The following is a 22,449-nucleotide window of genomic DNA, read 5'->3' on the forward strand; positions in this document are numbered from 1 at the left end:
GCCATGGCTCGTTTTTCGTTCCGTCTGCCCGACATCGGCGAAGGCATCGCCGAGGCCGAAATCGTCGCCTGGCACGTGCGGGTCGGCGACCGCATCGAGGAAGATTCGCAGCTCGCCGACATGATGACCGACAAGGCGACCGTCGAGATGGAATCGCCGGTTTCGGGGATCGTCGTCGAACTCGCGGGCGAAGTCGGCGACATGGTGTCGATCGGCTCGACGCTCGCGGTGATCGAGACCGAAGGCGAGGGCGTTGACGACGCGCCGCCGGCAGATACGCCGGTCGAGGAAGAAATCGTCGCGGAAACACCGGGAACCGAGGAGGTTACGGTTGTCGAGGTTGCGCCTGCTCCAGCACCCGCGCCCGCTACGGCGCCCGAGCCAGTTCCGGCTCCTGAAACTCCGGCGGCTCATAGTCGCGCTGTTCTTGCATCTCCGGCCGTCCGCGCGCGCGCGCGCGATCTCGGGGTCGATCTCGGCCAGGTTCATGCCGAGGGCGACCGTATCCGCCACGCCGACCTCGACGCCTTCCTGCGTTACAGTGGCGGGCAGGGCTATTATGCCCCGGGCGCCTCGCGCGCCCGCGCCGACGAACCGATCAAGGTCATCGGGATGCGCCGCAAGATCGCCGAGAATATGGCGGCTTCGAAGCGCACGATCCCGCACTTCACCTATGTCGAGGAAATGGACGTCACCGCGCTCGAGGATATGCGCGCCGACCTCAACGCCAACCGCGGCGGCCGTCCGAAGCTGACGATGCTGCCCTTCCTGATCGTCGCGATCTGCCGCACAATCCCTGAGTTTCCGATGATCAACGCGCGCTACGACGACGAAGGCGGCGTGGTGACGCGTTACGGCGCGGTGCATCTCGGCATGGCGACGCAGACCGACGCAGGGCTGATGGTTCCGGTCATCCGCGACGCGCAAGACAAGAATGTCTGGCAACTCGCGAGCGAAATCAGCCGCTTGGCAGAAGCTGCGCGCACCGGAAAGGCGAAGGTCGAGGAACTGACCGGCGGCACGTTGACCGTCACCTCGCTCGGCCCGCTCGGGGGCATCGCGACGACGCCGGTGATCAACCGCCCCGAGGTTGCGATCATCGGCCCGAACAAGATCGTCGAACGCCCCGTGTTTGACGGCGACGACATCCGCCGCGCCAAACTGATGAACCTGTCGATCAGTTGCGACCACCGCGTCGTCGATGGCTGGGACGCCGCAAGCTATGTGCAGGCGCTCAAGAAGCTGATCGAGACGCCGGTTTTGCTGTTCGCCGATTAGAGGCCGAGCCCCGCAAAGCTCGTCTGGTCGAACTTCAGCTTGAAGGTGACATAGGCCCCCGACCGCGAGAAGCGCGCGTCTTCGAAGTCGCGGTCGTGGAAGCCGGCGAAATTATAGCCGAAGGTGATGTTGGCGTTCTTCATCGGCGCCAGCGTCACCGTCGGACCGCCCGCCCACGCGAGGGTGTCGCCGCCGGTGCCGATGCGCGCGGTGCCCGAGGCGCCGACATCGACATTCTCGGTCAGGTTGAAGCGGAGGTCGGCGCCGAGCAGGTTCGACCAGCCCTCGACATCGTCGGCGCCGAAGCGGTCGAAATTGTAGCGCGTGCCCCAGAACAGGCCGATTTCGGCGCGTTCGTACCAATTGTTGCCGCTGCCGATCCCGCGGTTGCCGAGCGGGGTCCAGTTGATCGACAGGCTGTTGAGCAGGCGGCGGCTCGTCGCGTCGCCGTCGATCGTCAGCACGGCGCCGCCGATCGGCCCGGCCTGACCCGCAATGGCATCGCGAACCTTGTCCGAGCGGAACTCGCTCTTGTTGAGCCACGAAATCTGCGAGTCGGCGGGGCGGTGCGCCCAGCTTGCCTCGAAGGTGATGACTTCGGTCGTCGGGGTCGAGCCGCTGCCGCTGGCCTTCGCATAGGTGAAGAGCGCGCCGAGGGCCTGGCCCTCGCCGAGCTGGCGGAGGCCGCCGAGCGTCAGGCCATAGCGGTTGGCCAGCTCGCCATCGCGATATTCGGCGCGGCCGGTGATCGTCCAGCGCTGCGTACGATACGTCGCCCCCGCGCTGATCGCGGTGAAATCCTCGGTCAGCGTGCCGTTGTCGCCCAGGAAGCCGCCCGATGCGACCGGCTGGTCGACATTGAGCACGTCGCTGGCGCGAATGCCGCCGATCGTGCGGTTGCCGTCGAGCGACAGGTCGACCGACCAGTGCTCGTCGAGCTTCAATGACTGCGACAGGCCATAGGCGGCGAAGCTGCGCGGCCCATATTCGCCGATTTCCTGCTGGTTCGCAGTCGCGAGAAGTCGTGCGCCAGCCCACGGCGCAAGATCGAAGCCGATGCGGGCGGTGCGGGCGCGCACTGTGTCGCCATCGGCGATTTCATAGCTGCCGACGAGGTTCACGTCGCGCGTCACCGCATAGCGCGCACCGATGCGGTGGCGGGTCGGAAAATCGACGCTCGCGTCCTTGCTTCCGAGGGCGAATTCGGTCTGGGCGTCGAGTTCGAGCTTCTTGTCGAATAGCCGCTGCGTCGCGCCGAGCTGGACGATGTTCGAGGTGTTGCGCGAGCCGTCCGACAGGTGGTCGTCGGCGTGCGTCAGGCCGGCCCGGATCAGCGTCGTGCCGTTGTCATATTCGACAAGCGCGCGTGCGGCGCGGCGGCGCGCATCGACGTCGAGATAGTCTTCCTGCCAGGCGCTGCCGGTCACCGACAGATTGCGCGTTGCCTTCAGGCGCGCGTCGAAGCCGAACTTGCGTGTGCCATCCTCGCCGCTGTTAAGCTGGCCCGTGCCGAAGCCCGCTTCGCGTTCGCGGACGTAGGCCAGGAAGTCGGCGTTGCGGCTGTGATGCTCGGCCTCGATCAGCCACGCCTTGGCAGTGCCGACCGCAGCGGTGCTGCTGCCATTCTTCGCCTTTGCGTCGCTCACCGCATATTCAGCGCGTACTTCGGTATCGACGTTCGGACGATAGCGGGCGTCGACGCCGCCGAGGTTCGTCTTGGCGCTATTGTCCTCGTCATGGATGAAGGTCGCGCCAACGCGCAGCTTTTCGTCGCTCGACTGGTAGCTGACCCGCCCGCCTGCATTCAGGACGCGCTCACCGACACCGTCGACCTCGTATTCAGCGACGATGAACTGCGGGTCGAGGTTCGACGAGCGGCTGAGGACGGGGCTGCGGAAGCGCAGCGTGCCGGCCAGATAATCGATATCATAATCGACGTGGCGCGTCAGCGTGACGCTCTCGACAATCCGCTCGCTGTGCAGCCGGTCGCGCGTTTCGATGACGATGCGCTCGCTGTTCGGCAAGATGTCGCGTGCGCCGAGCTGGTAGGGACCGGTCAGGCCATTGCCCTGAATCTCGTCGCGGCGGAAGCGGTACGGCGTGTCGGCAATGAACGCGGTGGCGGCGAGGTTGCGGCCGCGATACTCGGCCTTGCCGCCATTCAGCGCGCGCTGGTAGCGGGCGAGCTGCGGTTCGGCGATGCCGGTCTCGATATCGCCGAACATCGCATAGAATTGCGGGCGTTCGAGGCGCAGATAGAGTTTGCGCACCGATGCGGCGTCATAGCGTGTCTCGTTGCGATCGGCGTAGATGGTGTAATAGGCGCGCGGATCGATCACACCGCCGAAGCGTGCGTCATCCTTGTCCTTGTCGCTGTCGTACGACAGCGTCATCAGCCATTTACCCTGCACGCGGCCCTTCGCATAGAGCGCGAGGCGGGCGTCGGCATTGAGATCGTCGAGCGTCTCGGCGACGGGCTCCATGCGGTCGTCGAGCGTGTTGTAACCGATCGTGCCGGCAGCGAAGCCGACGACGGTCCACGGACGATTGCCGGGATCGAGCCAGGTTTCGATCGTCTGCTTGCGCGTCACCTTGTCGTCGCGGAAATTGAAATCCATCGTCAGTGTGCCCGACGCGGTCGTCGGTTCGAGCTCGATATAGGCGATGCCGTCGTCGCCATCGATGCGCCAGACCGGCTGCGCGCGTTCGAGGCCGGCGAGTTGCCGCGCCTGCTGCGCATCGGCCTCGACGGCGGGATAATAGGGGGCAGGGACGCTGAAATCGCCGGTCAGGCCCGAACGGACCGGTTTGCCGTCGCGGTCGGTCAGGCGCACCGCGATCACCGGACGCGTCACGCCGTCGGCGATCAGTACCGACTTTTCGCGGATCAGCGTCGCGCGCATCGCGGTGATCGAATAATGGACGCTGCGTTCGAGCGTTTCGAGCACCGCGCCATTCTCGTCCGTCACCTGCGCGACTAGTCTGTTCTCGCCTTCGCGGATCTCGACGGCGCGCCACAGGCTGACCGCGACCAGCCCGTCGGCCGACTTGCTCGTGCCTTCGAACGTGAGCGGATCGACGGGTTTGCCGTTGATCGTCAGCGTCACCTTCTGGCCCGGTGCGTGCTTGATCGCCGCGCGGATCGCCTTGGTGCGCGGATTATGGCCGGCTTCGGGGAAGAGCCAGCCGATGCCCGGCGCCTGACCCGCAAGCCAATTGCGGTTCGCGCCTGCGGCTTCCGGGTCGCCGACCGGCTTGGGCGCTTCGAAGGCCGCGGTTTTTGGCGCTGCTCGCGGGGCGACCGCAATGGCGCGGAAGTCGGCGCGCTCCAGCGAGCCCCCGCGCCCCTCGACGAAGCGCGAGATCGTGCTGCCCGCGCTTGCGGTCGAACGCGCGCAATCGATGGCCTCGCGGTCGAGCGGCAGGGTCGACGGATCGATCTGGACCACATGGAGCCCGGGACGAACGCCCTCGAAATGGTAACGGCCATCCTCGTCGGTGACGGTGTAACTGCCGTCCTGCAGCATCACGCGGACGCCCGCGATGCCCGGTGCCTTGCCGGGGTTCACGCTGCAGCCGCCATCGGTGATACGGCCGATGATCGTCATGCGGTCGCCGAGCTGGTCGCGTTTGATCGCGATGGTCGCTTCGGCGATGTTGCTTTCGGTGCGGCGGTTGTCGACGGCGCTTGCGCGGTTGAGCGCGTTGCCGGGCTGGGCGGAGACCGTCACTTCGGCGATATAGGTCAGCAGGGCAGTCGCGCCGGGCGCGAGCGGGGGCAGGCTGACGGTGAAATCGCGGCCGTTGGCGGTCGCGACGGCGTCGATCCGTTGGCCGTTGGCGCGCACGGTATCGGGGCGCAGACGCATCCCGGCGGGCAGAGCGTCGCTGACGGTGACAGCGCCGGTCGAGCGGCGCGCATCGCGGTTCGTGACCTCGATACGATATTGGACGACGTCGCCCGGCGCGGCGGACTGTGTCGAGGTCGTCTTGCGCAGGATCAGCGGCAGGCCGGGCTGGTCGACGGGAAGGTCGACGCGAACAGGCGCGGGGCTGTCGAGCGTGAATGTGCGGCTGTAGCTCGCGTCGCTGATGGTGAAGGGCAGGCCATCGTCGGGACGGCGCAACGGCGCGAGGTCGGCAGGGCTTGACGTCGACGGTGCGGTGTAGGGCGCGGGGGGCTCGACGATCAGGCGATAGGAGCCGGGCGCGACGAACGGAAAGCGATAGTCGCCCGGCGGATAGCTGTAGAGCCTGCCGCTGGCATCGGTGACGGTCTGACCCGTAACGACGGTCGATGGGTAAGCGGATACGCCGTCGTCGCCGAACACCTGCGCGGGCTGGCCGGTCGCGGCGTCGATCAGCGTGACGCGGCTGCCCGCGACCGCCGATCCGTCGCCGCTGTCGAACACGATGCCGAAGGGGTCGACAAGGAAATCGATCGTCGCGGTGGCGACGAGGCTGGCGTTCGCCTGATCGGTGACGCGAAGCTGGAGCGGCGATCCTGGATTGACCGACAGGCGGCAATCGCCCTGGACGACGACGGGCGGCACGCCGATCGTGTTGATGAAGCCGGTGAATTCGCCGCTGTTCGATGCGGTCTCGGTAAGCGTGATCTGTTCGCGATCGCCGTTGGCAAGATCAAGGACGACCGGCAGGGTATCGACCGCGTTCGGATCGGTATTGGCCGAGGCGAGGGTGAGGCCGACGACCAGCACTTCCCCGGCGCGAAACGCGTTGCTGCTCTGGAGTGACGCCGGGTTGGTCGGCACGCTGGCATAGACACCGGCGAGCTGGATGAGATTGCCGGTACTGGCGCTTGCGGCGATGATCGAGCCCCCGCATTGCGTGGGACGCAGCGGCGCCGATTTGTTGCCGCCGTTTTCGAGCAGGCGATAGGTCTGGATCACCGGCTGCTCGGGCGGGCGTGACCGGACGGTCACGTCGACGCGGTTCGACAGCGTTTGACCGGCGCGGCCATTGTCGGTCCAGTCGGCCGTGGCGGTATTGGAAATGACCTGCGCATGGGCCGCCGGCGCCGCGGGCAGCAGCGCTGCCGCGACCGCGGCGGTCACGAACGACAAATATTTCCGGTGAAACTGCATCGCTGGCCTAGAGGCGGGCAGCGGAAGCACGTCGGACGCCTTCCGCTGCCCCGCCCGATCAGTTGACCGTCGCGCGGAAGACGAGCGTGCGCGTGGCGCCCGCCGCGATCGTTGCGATGGTGCCCGACACGTTCGGCGCCGCGTAGCTGCCGCCGGCAGTGCCGTCGGCGTTGCAGGTGCCGCCCGTGACCGTGCCGTTCAGCAGGATGGTGCCTGCGTTGAACGTCAGCTGGCCCGGGACCGGGTCGGTGATCGCGACCGAAGTCGCCGCCGCGCTGCCGCTGTTCGCGACCGCGATGCAATATTCGACGACGGCGCCTGGGATCAGCTTCGGATTCGTCGTAGTGTTGAACGGATCCGAAATGACGCGGCTGGTCTTGGTCACCGCCAGTGTCGCCGTCTGCACCGTATAGTCGTCGTTATCGCTGTGCGACCCGTCGCGCGCGGCGTCGCCGGTGACACCGGCGGTGTCGGCGAACACCGTGTCCTTGCCCGATGTATTCGCACCCGCCGTCTCGGTGATCGCAGCGCCCTGCGTGCTCGCGGTGCCGCCCTCGCGCGCTGTCGCGCGGAGCGTGACCCCGGCGACAGCATTGTTGGCGAGGCCCGTCGGAATGTCGGCGACGACGAACAAGGTCGCCGACGCATCGGCGGCGAGTTCGTCGACATAGGTGACGAGCGTGTCGGCCGCGTCCCAGCTGCCGACGGTGCCGCTGGTGCTGTCGCGATAGATGCGGACGTTCGTGGCGTCGAACGTGTCGGTGCCGCCGTGCGAGGCGGTGCCGCCGGTGATCTGCGACGCGACGAGCGCGAAGTCGAGCACCTCGTTCGAATTGTTGGTGAGCTGGAAGGTTGTGACCGCGTTGGTCTGTCCCGGTACGACATTGGTCGTGACGGTCCCCACCTCGGCGACGGTCAGGTTGATCTTGCGGTCGACCGTGAACGTATCCGAAGCGGTCTGCGCGCCTTGAGCGACGCCGCCCACCTGATAGTTGACGGTTGCTGTATTCGTGATCGAGGTTCCCGCGGTGGTCCCGGCCGCATAGGCCGGGCTGGCAGCAGCGCCGAACGCCACTGCCAGACCGATGGAACCCCAGTAAGTCAGCTTGCTGGTCATAGCTGAATCCCCAGGCTTTGCTGGTCGCCAAATTCCCCACCGCCGGCAACCGTTAAGCGGCTTACTTCAAAAGATTATTTGACGACCCCCCGAAACATGAGCTTTCCGGTGCCCCCCGCCGGAATGGGTTTCTGGAACGCCCAGCGGATGTGCGTGACATCGGCGGGCTGCGCCGGACGGCGGGTGCCGTCGGGCTGGATGACCGAGAGCGTATCGAGCGGTCCCCATGCCTTGCCGCCGTCGACCGAGACGATCGGGCTGGCGTCGGCCGCGCCCGCGAAGCGTACCGCCGACGGCATCGGATTGGTGATGACGAACTTGTCGGCAGGCTCGCCACCCGCGTTGCGATAGTTGAGCACGAACACCAGCCGGTCGCCGGGAACGACGACCTTCGGTTCTTCGAGCAATACGCGCTGCTTGCCGCTGGCGTCGGTCGAGACGCGTTCGACGAACACATTGTTGTCGAGCGCGACCTGGTTGGCGGCGAATGCCGGTGCCGGCGCAAGTGTCGCGAGCAACAGGATAAGGAGCTTTCGCATCAGTTGATCCTCGTGCGGAAGGTGACGGTACGGGTCTGGCCGCCGGCGACGGAGCCAAGGCCGACGTGAATGCGGGTGCCGTTATAGTCGCCCGCGTCGGCGTCTGCGGCGTCGGTCAGCGGACTGCCGCCGAGCGTGATCGATCCGGCGACATAGGCAGTGTCGGGGGGAATATTATCGTTGATCGCCAGCCCGCTCACCGACCCCGACCCGGCGATGGTAGTGGTGATCGTGTAGGTGATGATCGCACCGGGAACCGGTTCGCTGCCGCCGAAGGGATCGACGATCGTCGCCGATTTGACGAGCGAGACGGTCGCCGCGGAAACGAGGAAATTGCCATTGTCCTGACCGTCTGCGCCGGTAGAGCCGACAATCGCATCGCCGCCGCCTTCGCCCTGACCGGCAAAGGGTGTCCCGGGGGCGCCGGTTCCTGTCTTCGCGGCCGCGACGAGCGTAACGATGCCGCGATTTCCGTCAGTGACGCTGCCCGGGGTCGTCGCGAGGACAAAGACGGTCATCGTCGCGTCGGGCTGCAGCGCGCTTTCCGATCCCGCGACATAGAGGGTGTCGGTCCCGGCGTCATAGGTGCCGTTGTTGTTGGCATCGATGTAGATCTGGGTGACAACCGGATCGTAGTCGTCGCCGCCGACATTCGCGATCGTGCCGAGCGCAAAGGCTTCGGGGCCGTTACCGGTGTTCGTGACGCGGTAGGTCAGAACCTGGTTCGTCGCGCCGGGGGTCGTCGGGACGTCGGTTGCCTGGTCGGCGACCACGACGTCGAGCACCTCGTCGACGCGCATGTCGACGGTGTTCGAATTGATCGTCTGGTTCCCCGAGCCATTGTCGAAGCTGGCGCTTGCGGTGTTGCTGATGGTCGTGCCCGCGAGCGTGCCGGCTGCTTCCGCCGACACGGGCGTCATCAGCGCCACGGCGAGCGCAAGGGTTGAAGAGGGAAGTAGAAGCGTATGATGCCTCGCGCCCCCCACAGGCGCTTTCACCATGATCTTTGACTCCAAATGCTGGTCCTTGGTGTTTGGCATCGGCGAAAAAGGGTAATTTCTGGTTAAAATTCCGGTAGAAATCAGCAATCTGCTTCAAATGGGGACAGACGGCATGCGCATTTCGCGGCAAATACGGCCGGGTGGCGCGGCGGCCGAAGCTCGCGTAAGGAGAAGCGGTTAACCGGGAGGCTCGAGGCGTGGCTGAAGACAGGGGGAGGACGAAGGCGGATGCTGCGCGCGCAAGTACCCTGCGCCAGATCGAGGTCGACGATTTCCGGCGCGACCGGCTGCTCGCCGCGCTTGCGCTGATCCTTGGTGCCAGCTTCTGCCTGGGTTTTCCCTTTGCGCTGAAGGCTGGAGCCGAATTCTTCCTGCCGCTCACCGCCGCCATCGTGGTCTCGATTGCGCTCGTTCCGCTGCTCGAGTGGCTCGAGCGGCGGGGGTTGCCGTCGGCGCTCGCTGCATTTCTGGCGCTCGCGGGATTCGTGGCGCTGGTGAATGCGGCGCTGGCGATCATCGTCCTGCCTGCGACCGGCTGGTTCGCCCGCATTCCCGAATCGATCCCGCGCATCCAGAGCAATCTGGCGCCGCTCATCGATTTCTATTCGAGCCTGCAGAAGTTCGTCGACCGGACGCTGACCTCGGTCGCGACGGGGACCGAGGCGACCGCGCAGGCGGTAGCGGCGACCGCGCCGTCGTCGGTCGTCGATTATTTCATCTCCGCGGCGCCGTCGGCGGCGATCCAGCTCTTCTTCGCTGTGCTCGTGATCTTTTTCTTTCTGTCCGGGTGGACGCGATTACGGCGCGCGACGATCCGCCGCCGCGGCAGTTTCGACGGCGCGATGCAGACCGCGCGCGTGATCCAGAATGTCGTCGATGCGACCGCGGACTATCTGGCGACGATCACGATGATCAACGCGATCCTGGGGCTTGTCGTCTCGCTGCTGCTCTGGGCTCTCGGCATGCCGTCGCCCTTCATGTGGGGCGGGATCGTCAGCATCTGCAATTTCGTGCCCTATCTGGGACCGATCGTTGCGGCCGCGTTGCTCGGGCTCGGCGGTCTGATGACCTTCGATGCCGTCGGATTCGCGCTGTTGCCGGCCTTGCTCTTCATCGGCGTCCATCTGGTCGAGGCGAATCTCGTCACGCCGCTGGTGCTCGGCAAGCGGCTGACGATCAATCCGCTGCTGATTCTCGTGTCCTTGAGCTTCTGGGGATGGGTGTGGGGAACACCGGGGGCGCTGCTCGCGGTGCCGCTTCTGCTGATTCTGCAGACCATCCTCGCATCGACAGGAACGCCCGATCTGGCGGGTTTCCTGTTCGAACATGGCACGCTGACTACCGCCGAAGAGGTACGCGATCGGCTAAATCGAAAAAAGGAGGATGGCGACGGTTGACAGGCCGGAGCGCGGCGCATATTGGCGCCTCTCCCAAGCACACGCGGGTGTAGCTCAGTTGGTTAGAGTGCCGGCCTGTCACGCCGGAGGTCGCGGGTTCGAGCCCCGTCACTCGCGCCATTTCCTGCCCTTCGGGGCGAAATGGCCACCGCAGCTTGGGACATTCCCCGATCGGAATTTATGGACTGGCGCGGCTTCTCAGCCGCGCCACCGTCCGAGCTCCATCCAGCGCAGCAGCGGCTTCAAGGGCAGCACCCAGATGATGCCTGCGACAAGATAAAAGACCGCCTGGACGAGCATCGGCCATTCGCCGACCCAGGGCGACAGCGCGACGACACCCGTCGCCCAGATCGCGATCAGCAGCAGGATCAGGAACATGCCCGCGGGCTTGCGCCAGCTTGGCTGCGGGTCGGGAAGGGGCGGGGTCACAGGCGGTCTCCGGTCACGATGAATTCCTGTTCGGTCAATATGGCGTCGAGCCGCGCGTCGGTCGGCTCGGTCGGAACGGTGTCAACTTCCTGCACCGACCATGCGATTCCGATGCGCGGGATGCCGGGGTGGGCGGCGAAATAGCGATCATAGTGTCCGCCCCCCTGCCCGAGCCGCCCTCCGGCGCGATCGAAACCGAGAAGGGGGCAGAAGATGAGGTCAGGGACGACGGATTCGCCGGTTTCCGCGGGTTGTTCGGTGCCCCACGGCCCGCGCTCCAGCGCGTCGCCCGGCCGCCAGTGGCGAAAGCTCATCGTGGCGACGCGCCCTGCGTGATGGGGCAAGGCGAGCATCTGGACGCCTGTTAACATCGGGAGAATGTCCGGCTCGTCGCGCCACGCGATATAGGCGGCGATGCACCGGGCGGCTGCGGTCAAATCCGCGAGTGGGGCCGGCAAGCTCCTGAACGCCGCAAACCGCGCTATAGGGTCGAGATTCGCCGCGAAATGTTTACAACGAAATCGAAGTTTTTCCCGTAATGCGTTCTTTTTATTTGAAAGACTATCGGATCGGTCTGTCATCGCCCTGATCCGGTCTTTCTGCCGCGCTTGGCGGGTGGGTGGCGGGACCACCATGGGTCGGTTGCCGGAAGATCCTCTGACGCCAGTAACGTCAGGTGGGGGCCATGTACGTCGGACCAGGGTCCGGGCAGGGACAGCTCCCTTGGATGATGTATCGCCTCAGGGATTTTCGCAACGGCTCGTGCCGGGCAGTTCCCGCCGCCTCCTATGTAGGGTGCGCGGGCCCTCGGCTCAAGGGATTTGCTCGACCTTTTCGGCCAGCGCCTCGATACGATCGGCGATCTGCAGCAGCGCGCGGTCGTTGCGCGTCGGGGTGTTGACGGCGTCAGCATTGGCTTTTTTGAGTGCGTTGAGCTCGCTGAGGGCCGATTTGAGTTCGTCGCGCGCTTGCGCTTCGCGGCTTTCGGCGAGCGCCACGGCGGCGCGGAGCGAGTCGGATTGAGGTTCGGCCTTGTCGGCCTTGCCCTTCGCCTCGATCGCCTCGTCGGCCAGCATCAGCGACGCGAAGAGCAATTGGCGCGTTTCGGTGCCGCCGGGCATGGCGCGCACCTTTTCGTCGACGATGGCGGCAAGCCCTATAAGCTGCTGCTCCTGGCCGTCCTCACAGTGAACGTCATAGATGCGCCCGGCGATGTTGAGCTTTACGTCACCCATGCTTCGCCTCCGATATCAGCCGGTCGAGTTCGCCGATCACGGCAACGACCTCGGCCTTCAGCGCCGATTGGTCATTCGCTGCGGGTTCGGGGGCGGGACGGTTCGCGCGTTCGGTCAGCGCCTTTTCGATCCGGCTGAGCGCCCGTTCGATGCGGCCAATGGCGAGGCTGGATTCGTCGAGATCGAGTTCCATGTCCAAGGGTTAGCAGCGCCGGCGGAGGGGTGCAATCGCCTCTCCGTACCGAAATGCGCGCTATTTTATGCCGCGGGCGGTTGACTCCTGCCCCTCCCGCCGCAAAGGGCTGTCCCCACCGAATCCCGTCATCTTCACTTCCTGTCCCGGGGGACCCATGACACTGCCCGAACGCCAGCTCGCCAACGCCATCCGGGCGCTTGCGATGGATGCCGTACAGGCCGCGAACAGCGGTCATCCGGGGATGCCGATGGGCATGGCCGATGTCGCGACGGTCCTCTATTCGGACTATCTGAAGTTCGACCCGACCGATCCGAAATGGGCCGACCGCGATCGATTCGTCCTCTCGGCGGGCCATGGTTCGATGCTCGCTTACGCGACGCTTCATCTCGCGGGCTATGCGCACCCGACGATCGATGAGATCCGCAATTTCCGCCAGCTGAGCAGCCCGTGTGCGGGGCACCCCGAGAATTTCGAGCTCGCGGGCGTCGAGACGACGACGGGGCCGCTGGGCCAGGGGCTGGCGACCGCGGTGGGCATGGCGATCGCCGAGCGGCATTTGAACGCGATCTATGGCGACGATCTTGTCGATCATCGCACATGGGTGATCGCGGGCGACGGCTGCCTGATGGAAGGCATCAACCACGAAGCCATTGGTTTAGCTGGGCATTTGCAGCTCGGACGGCTGATCGTGCTGTGGGATGACAACAAGATCACGATCGATGGCGCGACCGACCTGTCGACGAGCGAGGATGTGAAGGCGCGCTATGCCGCCACCGGCTGGCATGTCGAGAGCTGCGACGGGCATGATCCGGCCGATATCCGCCGCGCGATCGACGGTGCGCTGGCTGACAACCGCCCGTCGCTGATCGCGTGCAAGACGCTGATCGGCTTCGGGGCTCCGAACAAGCAGGGCACCTCGGCGACGCACGGTTCGCCGCTGGGCGCCGATGAGGTTGCCGCTGCTCGCGCGACGCTGGGCTGGACGGCCGAGCCGTTCGTCATTCCGGCCGATGTCGCGGCGACGTGGGCGGGCTTTGGCGAGAAGGGCAAGAAACTTCACGCCGAATGGAATGATCGCCTCGCAAGCAACGAAAAGAAAATGGAATTCGAGGATCGCCTGAGCGGCAAGATAGCGCCGGGCGATGCGTTCAAAGCCTATCTCGACGGGCTGGTCGCCGAGCCGCCGAAGGTCGCGACCCGCAAGGCGTCGGAGAACACGCTGACCGCGCTGACGGCCGATATCGCGTCGCTGGTCGGCGGCAGCGCCGACCTGACCGGCTCGAACAACACCAAGACCGCGTCGACCAAGCCGCTGACCAGGAATGATTATGCGGGCCGCTATATCTATTACGGTATTCGCGAGTTCGGCATGGCCGCGGCGATGAACGGCATGGCGCTGCACGGCGGCGTCGTGCCCTATGGCGGCACCTTTCTGGTCTTCGCCGACTACTGCCGCGCGGCGATCCGCCTGTCGGCGCTCCAGAAACAGCGTGTCGTCTATGTGATGACGCACGACAGCATCGGCCTCGGCGAGGACGGGCCGACGCACCAGCCGATCGAACATCTCCAGTCGCTACGCGCGATGCCCAACCTGCTCGTGATGCGCCCCGCGGATGCAGTCGAGACCGCCGAATGCTGGGCAATCGCGCTGGCGCAACAAAGCCGTCCGACGCTGCTCGCGCTGACCCGGCAGAACCTCCCGCCGCTGCGTCATGACGTCACGAAAAATCTTAGCGCGAAAGGCGGTTACCGCCTGCGCGGCGCTTCGGCGGCGCGCAAGGTGGTGCTGGTCGCAACCGGGTCCGAAGTGTCGCTCGCGCTCGAAGTCGCCGACAAGCTCGAAGCCGCCGGCCATGGTGCCGACGTCGTGTCGATGGTCTCGACCGAGCTGTTCGACGAACAGGCCGCCGCCTTTCAGGCCGATATCCTGCCCGACGATACGCTGATCGTCTCGATCGAGGCGGGCACGACCTTCGGCTGGGAGCGCTACACCGGCCGTCACGGCCTCCGCTTCGGCATCGACAGCTTCGGCGCCTCGGCGCCGATCGAAGACCTATTCAAGCATTTCGGCCTTACCGCCGATGCTATCACACCCCAGATCCTGGCACGGCTCGGCGCGTAAGACCCAAGCCTCCACACGCAGAAAGGACTCCTCGACATGGCAGTGAAAGTCGCAATCAACGGTTTCGGACGCATCGGCCGCAATGTGGCGCGCGCCATTCTGGAGCGGACCGACCACGACCTCGAACTTGTGTCGATCAACGACCTGGGCGATGCCAAGGCGAATGCCCGCCTGCTTCGCCATGACTCGGTGCATGGTCCGTTCAACGGCAGCGTCGAAGTCGACGGCAACGACCTGATCATCAACGGCAAGCGTATCCAGGTGACCGCCGAGCGCGATCCCGCCGCGCTGCCGCACGCCGCGAACGGCATCGACATCGTGATGGAATGCACCGGCTTCTTCACCGACAAGGCCGGCGGACAAAAGCATCTCGACGCTGGTGCGAAGCGCGTGCTGATCTCGGCCCCCGCCAAGGAAGTCGACCTGACCGTCGTCTATGGCGTCAACGACGACAAGATCACCGCCGATCACCGGATCATCTCGAACGCCTCCTGCACCACCAATTGCCTCGCGCCCTTCGCCAAGGTTCTGCACGAGGCAATCGGGATCGAGCGCGGCCTGATGACGACGATCCACGCCTATACCAACGACCAGAAGATCCTCGACCAGATCCACAGCGACCCGCGCCGCGCCCGCGCCGCCGCGATGTCGATGATCCCGACCTCGACCGGTGCGGCCGTGGCCGTCGGCCTGGTGCTGCCCGAACTCAAGGGCAAGCTCGACGGTTCGTCGATCCGCGTGCCGACCCCGAATGTTTCGGTCGTCGACCTGACCTTCACGCCGTCGCGCGACACGACGAAGGAAGAGGTAAACGCGGTGCTGAAGGCGGCGGCCGAAGGCCCGCTGAAGGGCGTGCTCGGCTATACCGACGAGCCGCTGGTTTCGATCGACTTCAACCATAATGCCGCGAGCTCGACCATCGACAGCCTCGAAACCGCGGTCATCGACGGCAAGCTGGTGCGCGTGCTGAGCTGGTACGACAATGAATGGGGCTTCTCGAACCGCATGGTCGATACCGCGGGCGTGATCGCCAAGTTTCTGTAAGTCGATATTTTGATGTTTCCCCGCGAAAGCGGGGGCCCATCTCCGACCATATCGAAATCGCGCGAACCGCAGTGGGCAACGAGAGCGCAGGTGATGGACCCCCGCTTTCGCGGGGGAGCATTTCAGGATTGGAGCGAGGAAAAGTGGTGAACTTCAAGACCCTCGACGATATCGGCGACGTCACCGGCAAGCGCGTGCTCGTGCGCGTCGACCTCAATGTCCCGATGATCGATGGCGCGGTCAGCGACGCGACGCGGATTCAGGCGGCGATGCCCACGATCCGCGAGCTTTCGGACAAGGGCGCAATCGTCCTGCTCCTCGCCCATTTCGGGCGACCCAAGGGCGCGAAGAACCCGACGCAATCCTTGAGCCTCGTCATGGGCGGGGTCGAGGATGTGCTCGGCCATTCGGTGATGTTCATCCCCGAAGCAGTCGGCGAGGGCGCGAAGGCGGGCGTTGCCGTCCTCGCGCCGGGCGACGTCGCGGTGCTCGAAAATACCCGCTTCTATCCCGGCGAAGAGACGAATGATCCGGCTTTCGCCGACGCGTTGGCCGAGGTCGGCGATCTTTATGTCAACGACGCTTTTTCGGCGGCGCACCGCGCGCATGGCTCGACCGAGGGCGTCGCGCACCGCCTGCCCGCCTATGCCGGCCGCGCGATGGAGGCCGAATTGAAGGCGCTCGACGCCGCGCTCGGCAATCCGGCGCATCCGGTGGCGGCGGTCGTCGGCGGCGCGAAAGTGTCGAGCAAGATCGATGTGCTGCGCAACCTTGTCGGCAAGGTCGACCATCTGATCATCGGCGGCGGGATGGCGAACACCTTCCTGGCCGCGCGCGGGGTCGATGTGGGCAAGTCGCTGTGCGAGCATGACCTTGTCGATACCGCCAACGCGATCTTCGACAGCGCCGATGCCGCGGGTTGCACGATCCATCTTCCGTATGATGTCGTGGTGTCGAAGGAATTCGCGCCCAATCCGCCGACGCGTACCGTCAACGTCCATGAAGTCGCGGCCGACGAGATGATCCTCGACGTCGGCCCCGCCGCGGTCGAAGCGCTGGCGGACGTGCTCAAGAACTGCCGCACGCTCGTCTGGAACGGCCCGCTCGGCGCGTTCGAGACGCCGCCTTTCGACACCGCGACCGTCGCGCTCGCCAAGACGGCAGCCGCGCTGACCCGCGAAGGCTCGCTGATTTCGGTCGCGGGCGGCGGCGATACCGTTGCGGCGCTGAACCATGCCGGCGTCGCTGATGATTTCTCTTTCGTCTCGACCGCGGGTGGTGCTTTCCTCGAGTGGATGGAAGGCAAACCGCTGCCGGGCGTCAACGCGCTCAAAATCTAGTTGTTTTCTCGCATTTGCATCCCCGGAGCGGGGAAGCTATGCGCGCCACCGCATACCTATGCAAAATCACGGAGAGTTTATGACGACCGCCAATGCCGAGATGCTGGAACAGATCAAGTCGGGGCAGGGATTTATCGCCGCGCTCGACCAGAGCGGCGGTTCGACCCCGAAGGCGCTCAAGGGCTATGGCATAGAGGAAGATGCCTATTCGAACGACGAGGAGATGTTCGGCCTGATCCACGACATGCGCAGCCGCATCGTGACCGCGCCCTGCTTCAACGGCAAGAAGGTGATCGGTGCGATCCTGTTCGAGCGCACGATGGACGGCGAAGCGGGCGGCAAGCCGGTCCCGGCGCTGTTGTGGGAACGCGGCGTGGTGCCGTTCCTGAAGGTCGACAAGGGTCTTGAGGATGAAGTCGACGGCGTCCAGCTGATGAAGCCCAATCCGGGGCTCGATGCGCTGTGCGAACGTGCGGTTGCCAAGGGCGTTTTCGGCACCAAGATGCGCAGCGTCGTCAATCTTGCCAACCCCGCCGGGATCAAGGCGATCGTCGCGCAGCAGTTCGCCGAGGCGGCGCGAATCGCGGCGCATGGGCTGGTTCCGATCATCGAGCCCGAGGTGAACATCAAGAGCGCCGAGCGCGGCGCCGCCGATCGCCTGTTGCTCGAGGAAACGCTGGCCGCGCTCGACGCCTGGACCGGCGCGCCGGTCATGCTGAAGCTGTCGCTGCCGACCGAGGCGGGACTGTTCCAGCCGCTGGTCGATCATCCGAAGGTGCTGCGCGTCGTCGCGCTGTCGGGCGGATTTGCGCGGCCCGAGGCCTGCGTCGAATTGGCCAAGAACCCCGGCATCATCGCGAGCTTCAGCCGCGCGCTGTTGGAGGACCTGCGCCACCAGATGAGCGATGAGGAATTCAATGCGTCGCTGGGCGGCGCGATCGACGAAATTCACGCGGCCTCGGTGGCCTAATGTGAAGGGAGAGGGATGGCAAGCCGTCGACGAGTATATCGTCGGCAAACTGCTGGGCGCCGACGATGCGCTTGCCACCACCCTCGCCAACAATGAGAAGCAGGGCCTGCCGCCGATCGACGTGTCGGCGCCGCAGGGAAAGATGCTGTTCCTGCTCGCGCAGATGGCGGGCGCAAGCCGCATTCTCGAAGTCGGAACGCTGGGCGGCTATTCGACGATCTGGCTGGCGCGGGCGCTGCCCGCGGGCGGCCTGCTGGTGACGCTGGAGATAGACCACACGCACGCGCGCGTCGCCGCCGAAAATGTCGAGCGCGCCGGGCTGGCCGACCGGGTCGATATCCGCGTCGGTCCGGCGAAGGATAGTCTGGCCGCGATGGTGCCGGGCGAGCCGTTCGATTTCATATTCATCGACGCCGACAAGCAGGGCAACGCCCATTATGTGGCCGAGGCGATCCGGCTCGGCCGCAGCGGCACGACGATCGTCGTCGACAATGTCGTGCGCGAGGGCGGGGTACTCGACGCGAACAGCGGCGATCCGCGGATCGACGGCACGCGCGCCTTGTTCGAGATGCTGCACGGCGATTCGCGCCTCGACGCGACCGCCGTGCAGACGGTCGGATCGAAGGGGTGGGACGGTTTCGTGCTGGCGCGGGTGCTCTAAAGGCCGCCGGCGAAGCGGAAGCTGAACCGATAGTCGCCGGGTTTGATCGTTGCGTCGGTGCGCTTTTCGGGCCGGACCGATTCGAGAGTGAATTGGCCATCGGCAAGCTGGACAGGTTCGCCCAGCGTCGCCTCGAATGGCTGCTTGTCGCCATTGCCGCGAATCCACACCATCTGCACCTTCACGCGGCCCGCCCAGATGCAGCGCGCGTTCATCGGGCAGCGGCTGTCCTCCAGCACCGCGACCGGCTGAACCAGCGGGCCATCGACATAGGCGCGCTGGCCGAGCGCGACGTCGCTGCCGTCGGCAAGCGGCGCATCGCGGCCCGCCGTGGCGCAGGCCGAAAGCGTGAGAAGGGCGGCGAGGGCCGGGGCGGCAATGCGGGTCAAGTTCTGCATTTGCCCACGTCTGGCGCCGTCGCTATGAACCCGCCATGACCACGACTTGCCAGCTTTACCTGATCTCGCCGCTCGACGTCGGCGGCGACTTTCCCGACCGGCTCGATGCCGCGCTGTCCGCCGCCCCCGTTGCGGCGTTCCAGTTTCGCGTCAAGGGTCTCGACCAGCATGAGGCGGCGCGGCTTGCGGCGCCGTTGCAGGCGATCTGCGCGGCAAAGGATGTCGCCTTCATCGTCAACGACGATATGGCGCTCGCAAAACGTCTCAAGGCTGACGGCGTACATCTGGGACAGGGCGACGGCGATCCGAAAGAGGCACGGAGCCTGCTCGGCCCCGGGGCACAGATCGGCGTGACTTGTCACGCGAGCCGTCACCTCGCGATGGAAGCGGGAGAGGCGGGCGCCGACTATGTTGCGTTCGGCGCCTTCTTTCCGACGACGACCAAAGAGGTCGAGCACCGCGCCGACCCCGAGATCCTGACCTGGTGGCAGGGATTGTTCGAATTGCCGTGCGTCGCGATCGGCGGGATCACGCCTGACAACGCGAAGCTGCTGGTCGATGCGGGCGCGGATTTTCTCGCGGTGTCGGGCGCGGTCTGGAACCATCCCGAGGGGCCTGCCGCCGCAGTGAAGGCTTTTGCCGCGATCCTTAAGGGTCAACCGACCGGATAGTCGCGGCCCGGCGATTTTTCCGGCTTCGCTTCCCGCGGCGGCGCGCCCTCCTTGCGCCAGCCGAACAGCCCGGCACAGGGAGCAGAACGCTTCGGTGGCTTGGCTGCCCGGAGACCGGACGGCTGGTCAGGGATATCCACGTTCATCATGGGCCGCCTTTTGCTCCGGGGCGACGGAAAGGGATTGGATCGATACGTCAAATCATCCTCGTCTCGTCGGTTTTTTGCTTGTGCGGGGCGCCAAGTCACCCCAACACGGCGGAATTGAAGAGGCGGAAGGACGATTATGAGCCGCGATGGCACGGCAATGCGCGAACTGACGGTCCGGGCGATCCTATTGGGCGGATTGCTAACTTTCCTGTTCACCGCCGCCAACGTCTATTTCGGGCTCAGGGTCGGCCTGACCTTCTCGACCGCGATTCCCGCTGCCGTCATCTCGATGGCGGTGCTGCGGACGCTCGGCGGGTCGAACATGGTCGAGAATAACATCGTCCAGACGATCGGCAGCGCTGCGGGCGCGGTTGCGACGATGATTTTCATCCTGCCGGGACTCGTCATCGTCGGCTGGTGGACGAATTTCCCATACTGGACGACGATGCTGACCTGCGCAGCGGGCGGCGTGCTCGGCGTGATGCTGTCGGTGCCGCTGCGCCGGGCGCTCGTCATCAATTCGGACTTGCCCTATCCCGAAGGCGTCGCGGGTGCCGAAATCCTGCGTGTCGGCATGGCCGGCGATGAAGGCGCGCGCGAAAACAAGCTTGGCCTATCGACGATCGTCCTTGGTGCGCTGGTCGCCGCTTTCTATGGCATAATGACCGCGCTCAAGGTCGCGGCGGGCGAGGTTGCGAAGAATTTCAAACTCGGTGCGGGCGTGAGCGGGGTGGCCGGCACGATGTCGCTCGGTCTGGTCGGGGTCGGTCATCTGATCGGTCTCGCGACCGGGATCGCGATGGCGATCGGCGCGAGCATCTCCTGGTTCATCCTGCTGCCCTGGCTGAGCGCTGGCAAAGCCGGTCCGGTCGATGATGTGGTCGGCACTGTGTTCAGTCAGGAAGTGCGGTTCGTCGGCGCGGGCGCGATTGCAGTTGCCGCAATATGGGCGCTCGTCCGGATCGCGGGTTCGATCGCGCACGGGCTGCGCGGGATTGCCCGCGCGGCGGAGGCGCGCAAGAGCGGGCAGGCGCTCGAACTGACCGAGCGCGACCTTCCCGGTTCGATCGTCCTTGGGACCAGCCTGCTCCTGATGATTCCGATCGGGGTGCTGATCTGGAACTTCGTTCAGGGCGGGCCGCTGGCGGGAGAGATCGGTGCGGCGCTGACGCTCGCGTCCCTGTTCATTCTCGTGATCGGCGTCGCGACCGCGATCGTCACCGGCTATATGGCGGGCCTCGTCGGCACGTCGAACAGTCCGGTTTCAGGGATCGGTATCCTGTCGATCCTCGTCGCCTCGGTGCTCGTCGCCGCGATCTTCGGAGGGCAGGTGGCGGCCGCCGACCGCGCGCCGCTGATCGCCTTCGCGCTGTTCGTCACCGCATTCGTCTTCGGCATCGGGATTGTCGCGAATGACAATCTTCAGGATCTGAAGACCGGCCAGCTCGTGGGTTCGACGCCCTGGAAGCAGCAGGTCGCGCTTGTCATCGGCGTCGTCGCGGGCTCCTTCATCATTCCGCCGGTGCTGGATCTGCTCAACACCGCCTTCGGTTTCGCCGGCGCGCCGGGAGCCGGGCCGAATGCGCTCGCCGCGCCGCAGGCTTCGCTGATCTCGTCGATCGCGCGGGGCGTGCTCGGCGGGACGCTCCGCTGGGATCTGATCGGACTCGGCGCGGGTATCGGCGTGGTGGCGATCATCTTCGATGAAATCCGCGGGCACACGAACAAGACGCGCTGCCCGCCGCTCTCGGTCGCGATGGGCATGTATCTGCCGATGTCGGTGACGCTGCCGACGATCATCGGCACCGTCATCGGTCACGTCTGGAACCGCGGCGCCGACCGTACCGCACGGCCCGAATTCGCGCGGCGCATGGGCGTGCTGCTCGCGACGGGCCTCGTTGTGGGCGACAGCCTCTACGGTCTGGTTTTCGCAGGCACGGTGGCGGCGGTGGGCGATGCCGACCGGCTCGCGATCGTCGGTGACGGGTTTGGAACGGCATCGCAGTTCATCGGCCTCGGCCTGCTCGCGGCGCTGGGCTGGTTCGCCTATTCGCGCACGAAGAAGCGCGTCGAAGCGGCACCTGCCGAATAAGCACCGCTTGCCCTTCGCCGCACACGCGGCTAAGGGCGCGCTCCTGTGACCGGCGCATGCGATGCGCCGGCGGCTCTTTCCATCCTTGAACTAGCGAGTGTGCGCGATGAAAATCACCGGCGTTGAAATCCGTCCCGGCAATATTATCGAATTTGAAGGTGGCATCTGGAAGGTCACCAAGATCCAGCACACCCAGCCGGGCAAGGGCGGCGCCTATATGCAGGTCGAGGCCAAGAATCTGATCGACGGGCGCAAGCTCAACAACCGTTTCCGCAGCGCGGACACGGTCGAGAAGGTCCGCCTCGACACCAAGGATTTCCAGTATCTCTATGCCGAGGGCGACGATCTCGTCTTCATGGACAAGGATAGCTACGAACAGATCAGCATCTCGAAGGATGTCGTCGGCGACGCGCACGAATTCCTGCAGGACGGCATGGAAGTCGTCCTCGAGCTGTGGGAAGAACGCCCGATCTCGGTCGAACTGCCCGAGCAGATCGAAGCGACGATCGTCGAGGCCGATGCGGTGGTAAAGGGCCAGACGGCGTCGTCGTCGTACAAGCCCGCGATCCTCGACAATGGTGTGCGCGTCATGGTGCCGCCGCACATCACCAGCGGGACGCGCATCGTGGTCAATGTCTATGACCGCGAATATGTTCGCCGCGCCGACTAATTGAATACGCCGCCCGCATTTCGGGCGGGTGGAGA

At 65.5% G+C, this 22,449-nt stretch carries 20 protein-coding genes and 1 tRNA gene; 11 read left to right on the top strand and 10 right to left on the bottom strand.

Going from position 1 to position 22,449, the window contains the following annotated elements; translation table 11 throughout:
• Positions 1-3: 3 nt before the first annotated feature.
• Positions 4-1,278, top strand: coding sequence for a dihydrolipoamide acetyltransferase family protein (locus QOL79_RS08505; RefSeq protein WP_283419319.1), 1,275 nt, complete (start codon positions 4-6; stop codon positions 1,276-1,278).
• On the opposite strand, the gene QOL79_RS08510 is transcribed toward QOL79_RS08505, so the two are convergent.
• The 4 genes from QOL79_RS08510 to QOL79_RS08525 all read right to left on the bottom strand — a co-directional run bounded on the left by QOL79_RS08510 (position 1,275) and on the right by QOL79_RS08525 (position 8,959).
• Positions 1,275-6,353, bottom strand: coding sequence for a hypothetical protein (locus QOL79_RS08510; RefSeq protein ID WP_283419320.1), 5,079 nt, complete (start codon positions 6,351-6,353; stop codon positions 1,275-1,277). The genes QOL79_RS08505 and QOL79_RS08510 overlap by 4 nt on opposite strands.
• An 88-nt stretch (positions 6,354-6,441) precedes the next feature.
• Complete coding sequence (locus QOL79_RS08515) at positions 6,442-7,500, bottom strand: hypothetical protein (RefSeq protein ID WP_283419321.1); 1,059 nt, start codon at positions 7,498-7,500, stop codon at positions 6,442-6,444.
• Positions 7,501-7,574: 74 nt separating this feature from the next.
• A complete protein-coding gene (locus QOL79_RS08520; protein WP_283419322.1) occupies positions 7,575-8,039 on the bottom strand; it encodes a hypothetical protein in 465 nt (154 codons plus the stop codon).
• Entirely contained in the window at positions 8,039-8,959 is a 921-nt protein-coding gene (locus QOL79_RS08525) for a hypothetical protein (RefSeq protein WP_283419671.1), read from the bottom strand. Before QOL79_RS08525 ends, QOL79_RS08520 begins: the two co-directional genes overlap by 1 nt.
• A 278-nt stretch (positions 8,960-9,237) precedes the next feature.
• Between QOL79_RS08525 and QOL79_RS08530 the strand changes: the two genes are divergently transcribed.
• Both QOL79_RS08530 and QOL79_RS08535 read left to right on the top strand, forming a co-directional pair.
• Positions 9,238-10,437: an AI-2E family transporter gene (locus QOL79_RS08530; protein WP_058456702.1), complete on the top strand. Its 1,200-nt coding sequence runs from the start codon at positions 9,238-9,240 to the stop codon at positions 10,435-10,437.
• Between the two features lie 43 nt (positions 10,438-10,480).
• A tRNA-Asp gene (locus QOL79_RS08535) sits at positions 10,481-10,557 on the top strand.
• A 78-nt stretch (positions 10,558-10,635) separates the two neighbouring features.
• On the opposite strand, the gene QOL79_RS08540 is transcribed toward QOL79_RS08535, so the two are convergent.
• The 4 genes from QOL79_RS08540 to QOL79_RS08555 form a co-directional block, all read right to left on the bottom strand.
• Positions 10,636-10,866, bottom strand: a complete 231-nt coding sequence (locus tag QOL79_RS08540) for a DUF2842 domain-containing protein (protein WP_269433235.1) — start codon at positions 10,864-10,866, stop codon at positions 10,636-10,638.
• Positions 10,863-11,501: a 5-formyltetrahydrofolate cyclo-ligase gene (locus QOL79_RS08545; RefSeq protein WP_349306415.1), complete on the bottom strand. Its 639-nt coding sequence runs from the start codon at positions 11,499-11,501 to the stop codon at positions 10,863-10,865. Before QOL79_RS08545 ends, QOL79_RS08540 begins: the two co-directional genes overlap by 4 nt.
• Positions 11,502-11,678: 177 nt before the next feature.
• Positions 11,679-12,101, bottom strand: a complete 423-nt coding sequence (locus QOL79_RS08550) for a cell division protein ZapA (protein ID WP_282949655.1) — start codon at positions 12,099-12,101, stop codon at positions 11,679-11,681.
• Positions 12,094-12,294 carry a hypothetical protein gene (locus tag QOL79_RS08555; protein WP_058456705.1) on the bottom strand — a complete coding sequence of 67 codons (201 nt, stop codon included), beginning with the start codon at positions 12,292-12,294 and terminating at the stop codon, positions 12,094-12,096. The genes QOL79_RS08550 and QOL79_RS08555 overlap by 8 nt, the downstream gene beginning before the upstream one ends.
• Positions 12,295-12,451: 157 nt before the next feature.
• Here QOL79_RS08555 and tkt point away from each other — a divergent pair, with 157 nt between their 5' ends.
• From tkt to QOL79_RS08580, 5 genes are all read left to right on the top strand, one after another.
• Positions 12,452-14,419 (top strand): transketolase, encoded by a 1,968-nt coding sequence (gene tkt, locus QOL79_RS08560; protein WP_283419324.1) that lies wholly within the window; start codon positions 12,452-12,454, stop codon positions 14,417-14,419.
• A gap of 36 nt (positions 14,420-14,455) precedes the next feature.
• Positions 14,456-15,463, top strand: coding sequence for a type I glyceraldehyde-3-phosphate dehydrogenase (gene gap, locus QOL79_RS08565; protein ID WP_282949657.1), 1,008 nt, complete (start codon positions 14,456-14,458; stop codon positions 15,461-15,463).
• Positions 15,464-15,609: 146 nt separating this feature from the next.
• Positions 15,610-16,803 (top strand): phosphoglycerate kinase, encoded by a 1,194-nt coding sequence (locus tag QOL79_RS08570; RefSeq protein WP_282949658.1) that lies wholly within the window; start codon positions 15,610-15,612, stop codon positions 16,801-16,803.
• 79 nt (positions 16,804-16,882) lie between these two features.
• Positions 16,883-17,773 (top strand): fructose bisphosphate aldolase, encoded by an 891-nt coding sequence (locus QOL79_RS08575; RefSeq protein ID WP_502957479.1) that lies wholly within the window; start codon positions 16,883-16,885, stop codon positions 17,771-17,773.
• A 1-nt stretch (position 17,774) separates the two neighbouring features.
• Positions 17,775-18,434 (top strand): O-methyltransferase, encoded by a 660-nt coding sequence (locus QOL79_RS08580; protein WP_283419325.1) that lies wholly within the window; start codon positions 17,775-17,777, stop codon positions 18,432-18,434.
• Here the strand turns inward: QOL79_RS08580 and QOL79_RS08585 are convergent.
• Positions 18,431-18,832: a hypothetical protein gene (locus QOL79_RS08585; RefSeq protein ID WP_283419326.1), complete on the bottom strand. Its 402-nt coding sequence runs from the start codon at positions 18,830-18,832 to the stop codon at positions 18,431-18,433. The two genes, QOL79_RS08580 and QOL79_RS08585, sit on opposite strands and share 4 nt — an antisense overlap.
• Positions 18,833-18,867: 35 nt before the next feature.
• On the opposite strand from QOL79_RS08585, the gene thiE reads away from it, so the two are divergent.
• Positions 18,868-19,503, top strand: a complete 636-nt coding sequence (gene thiE, locus QOL79_RS08590) for a thiamine phosphate synthase (RefSeq protein ID WP_204992736.1) — start codon at positions 18,868-18,870, stop codon at positions 19,501-19,503.
• On the opposite strand, the gene QOL79_RS08595 is transcribed toward thiE, so the two are convergent.
• Positions 19,488-19,652 carry a hypothetical protein gene (locus QOL79_RS08595; protein WP_156416627.1) on the bottom strand — a complete coding sequence of 55 codons (165 nt, stop codon included), beginning with the start codon at positions 19,650-19,652 and terminating at the stop codon, positions 19,488-19,490. The genes thiE and QOL79_RS08595 overlap by 16 nt on opposite strands.
• A gap of 136 nt (positions 19,653-19,788) precedes the next feature.
• On the opposite strand from QOL79_RS08595, the gene QOL79_RS08600 reads away from it, so the two are divergent.
• Both QOL79_RS08600 and efp read left to right on the top strand, forming a co-directional pair.
• Entirely contained in the window at positions 19,789-21,744 is a 1,956-nt protein-coding gene (locus tag QOL79_RS08600; protein ID WP_283419327.1) for an OPT family oligopeptide transporter, read from the top strand.
• Positions 21,745-21,850: 106 nt separating this feature from the next.
• Positions 21,851-22,414 carry an elongation factor P gene (gene efp, locus QOL79_RS08605; RefSeq protein WP_283419328.1) on the top strand — a complete coding sequence of 188 codons (564 nt, stop codon included), beginning with the start codon at positions 21,851-21,853 and terminating at the stop codon, positions 22,412-22,414.
• The last annotated feature ends 35 nt before the right edge of the window (positions 22,415-22,449 follow it).

The organism is Sphingopyxis sp. Geo48, assembly GCF_949769155.1.
GTDB lineage: Bacteria > Pseudomonadota > Alphaproteobacteria > Sphingomonadales > Sphingomonadaceae > Sphingopyxis.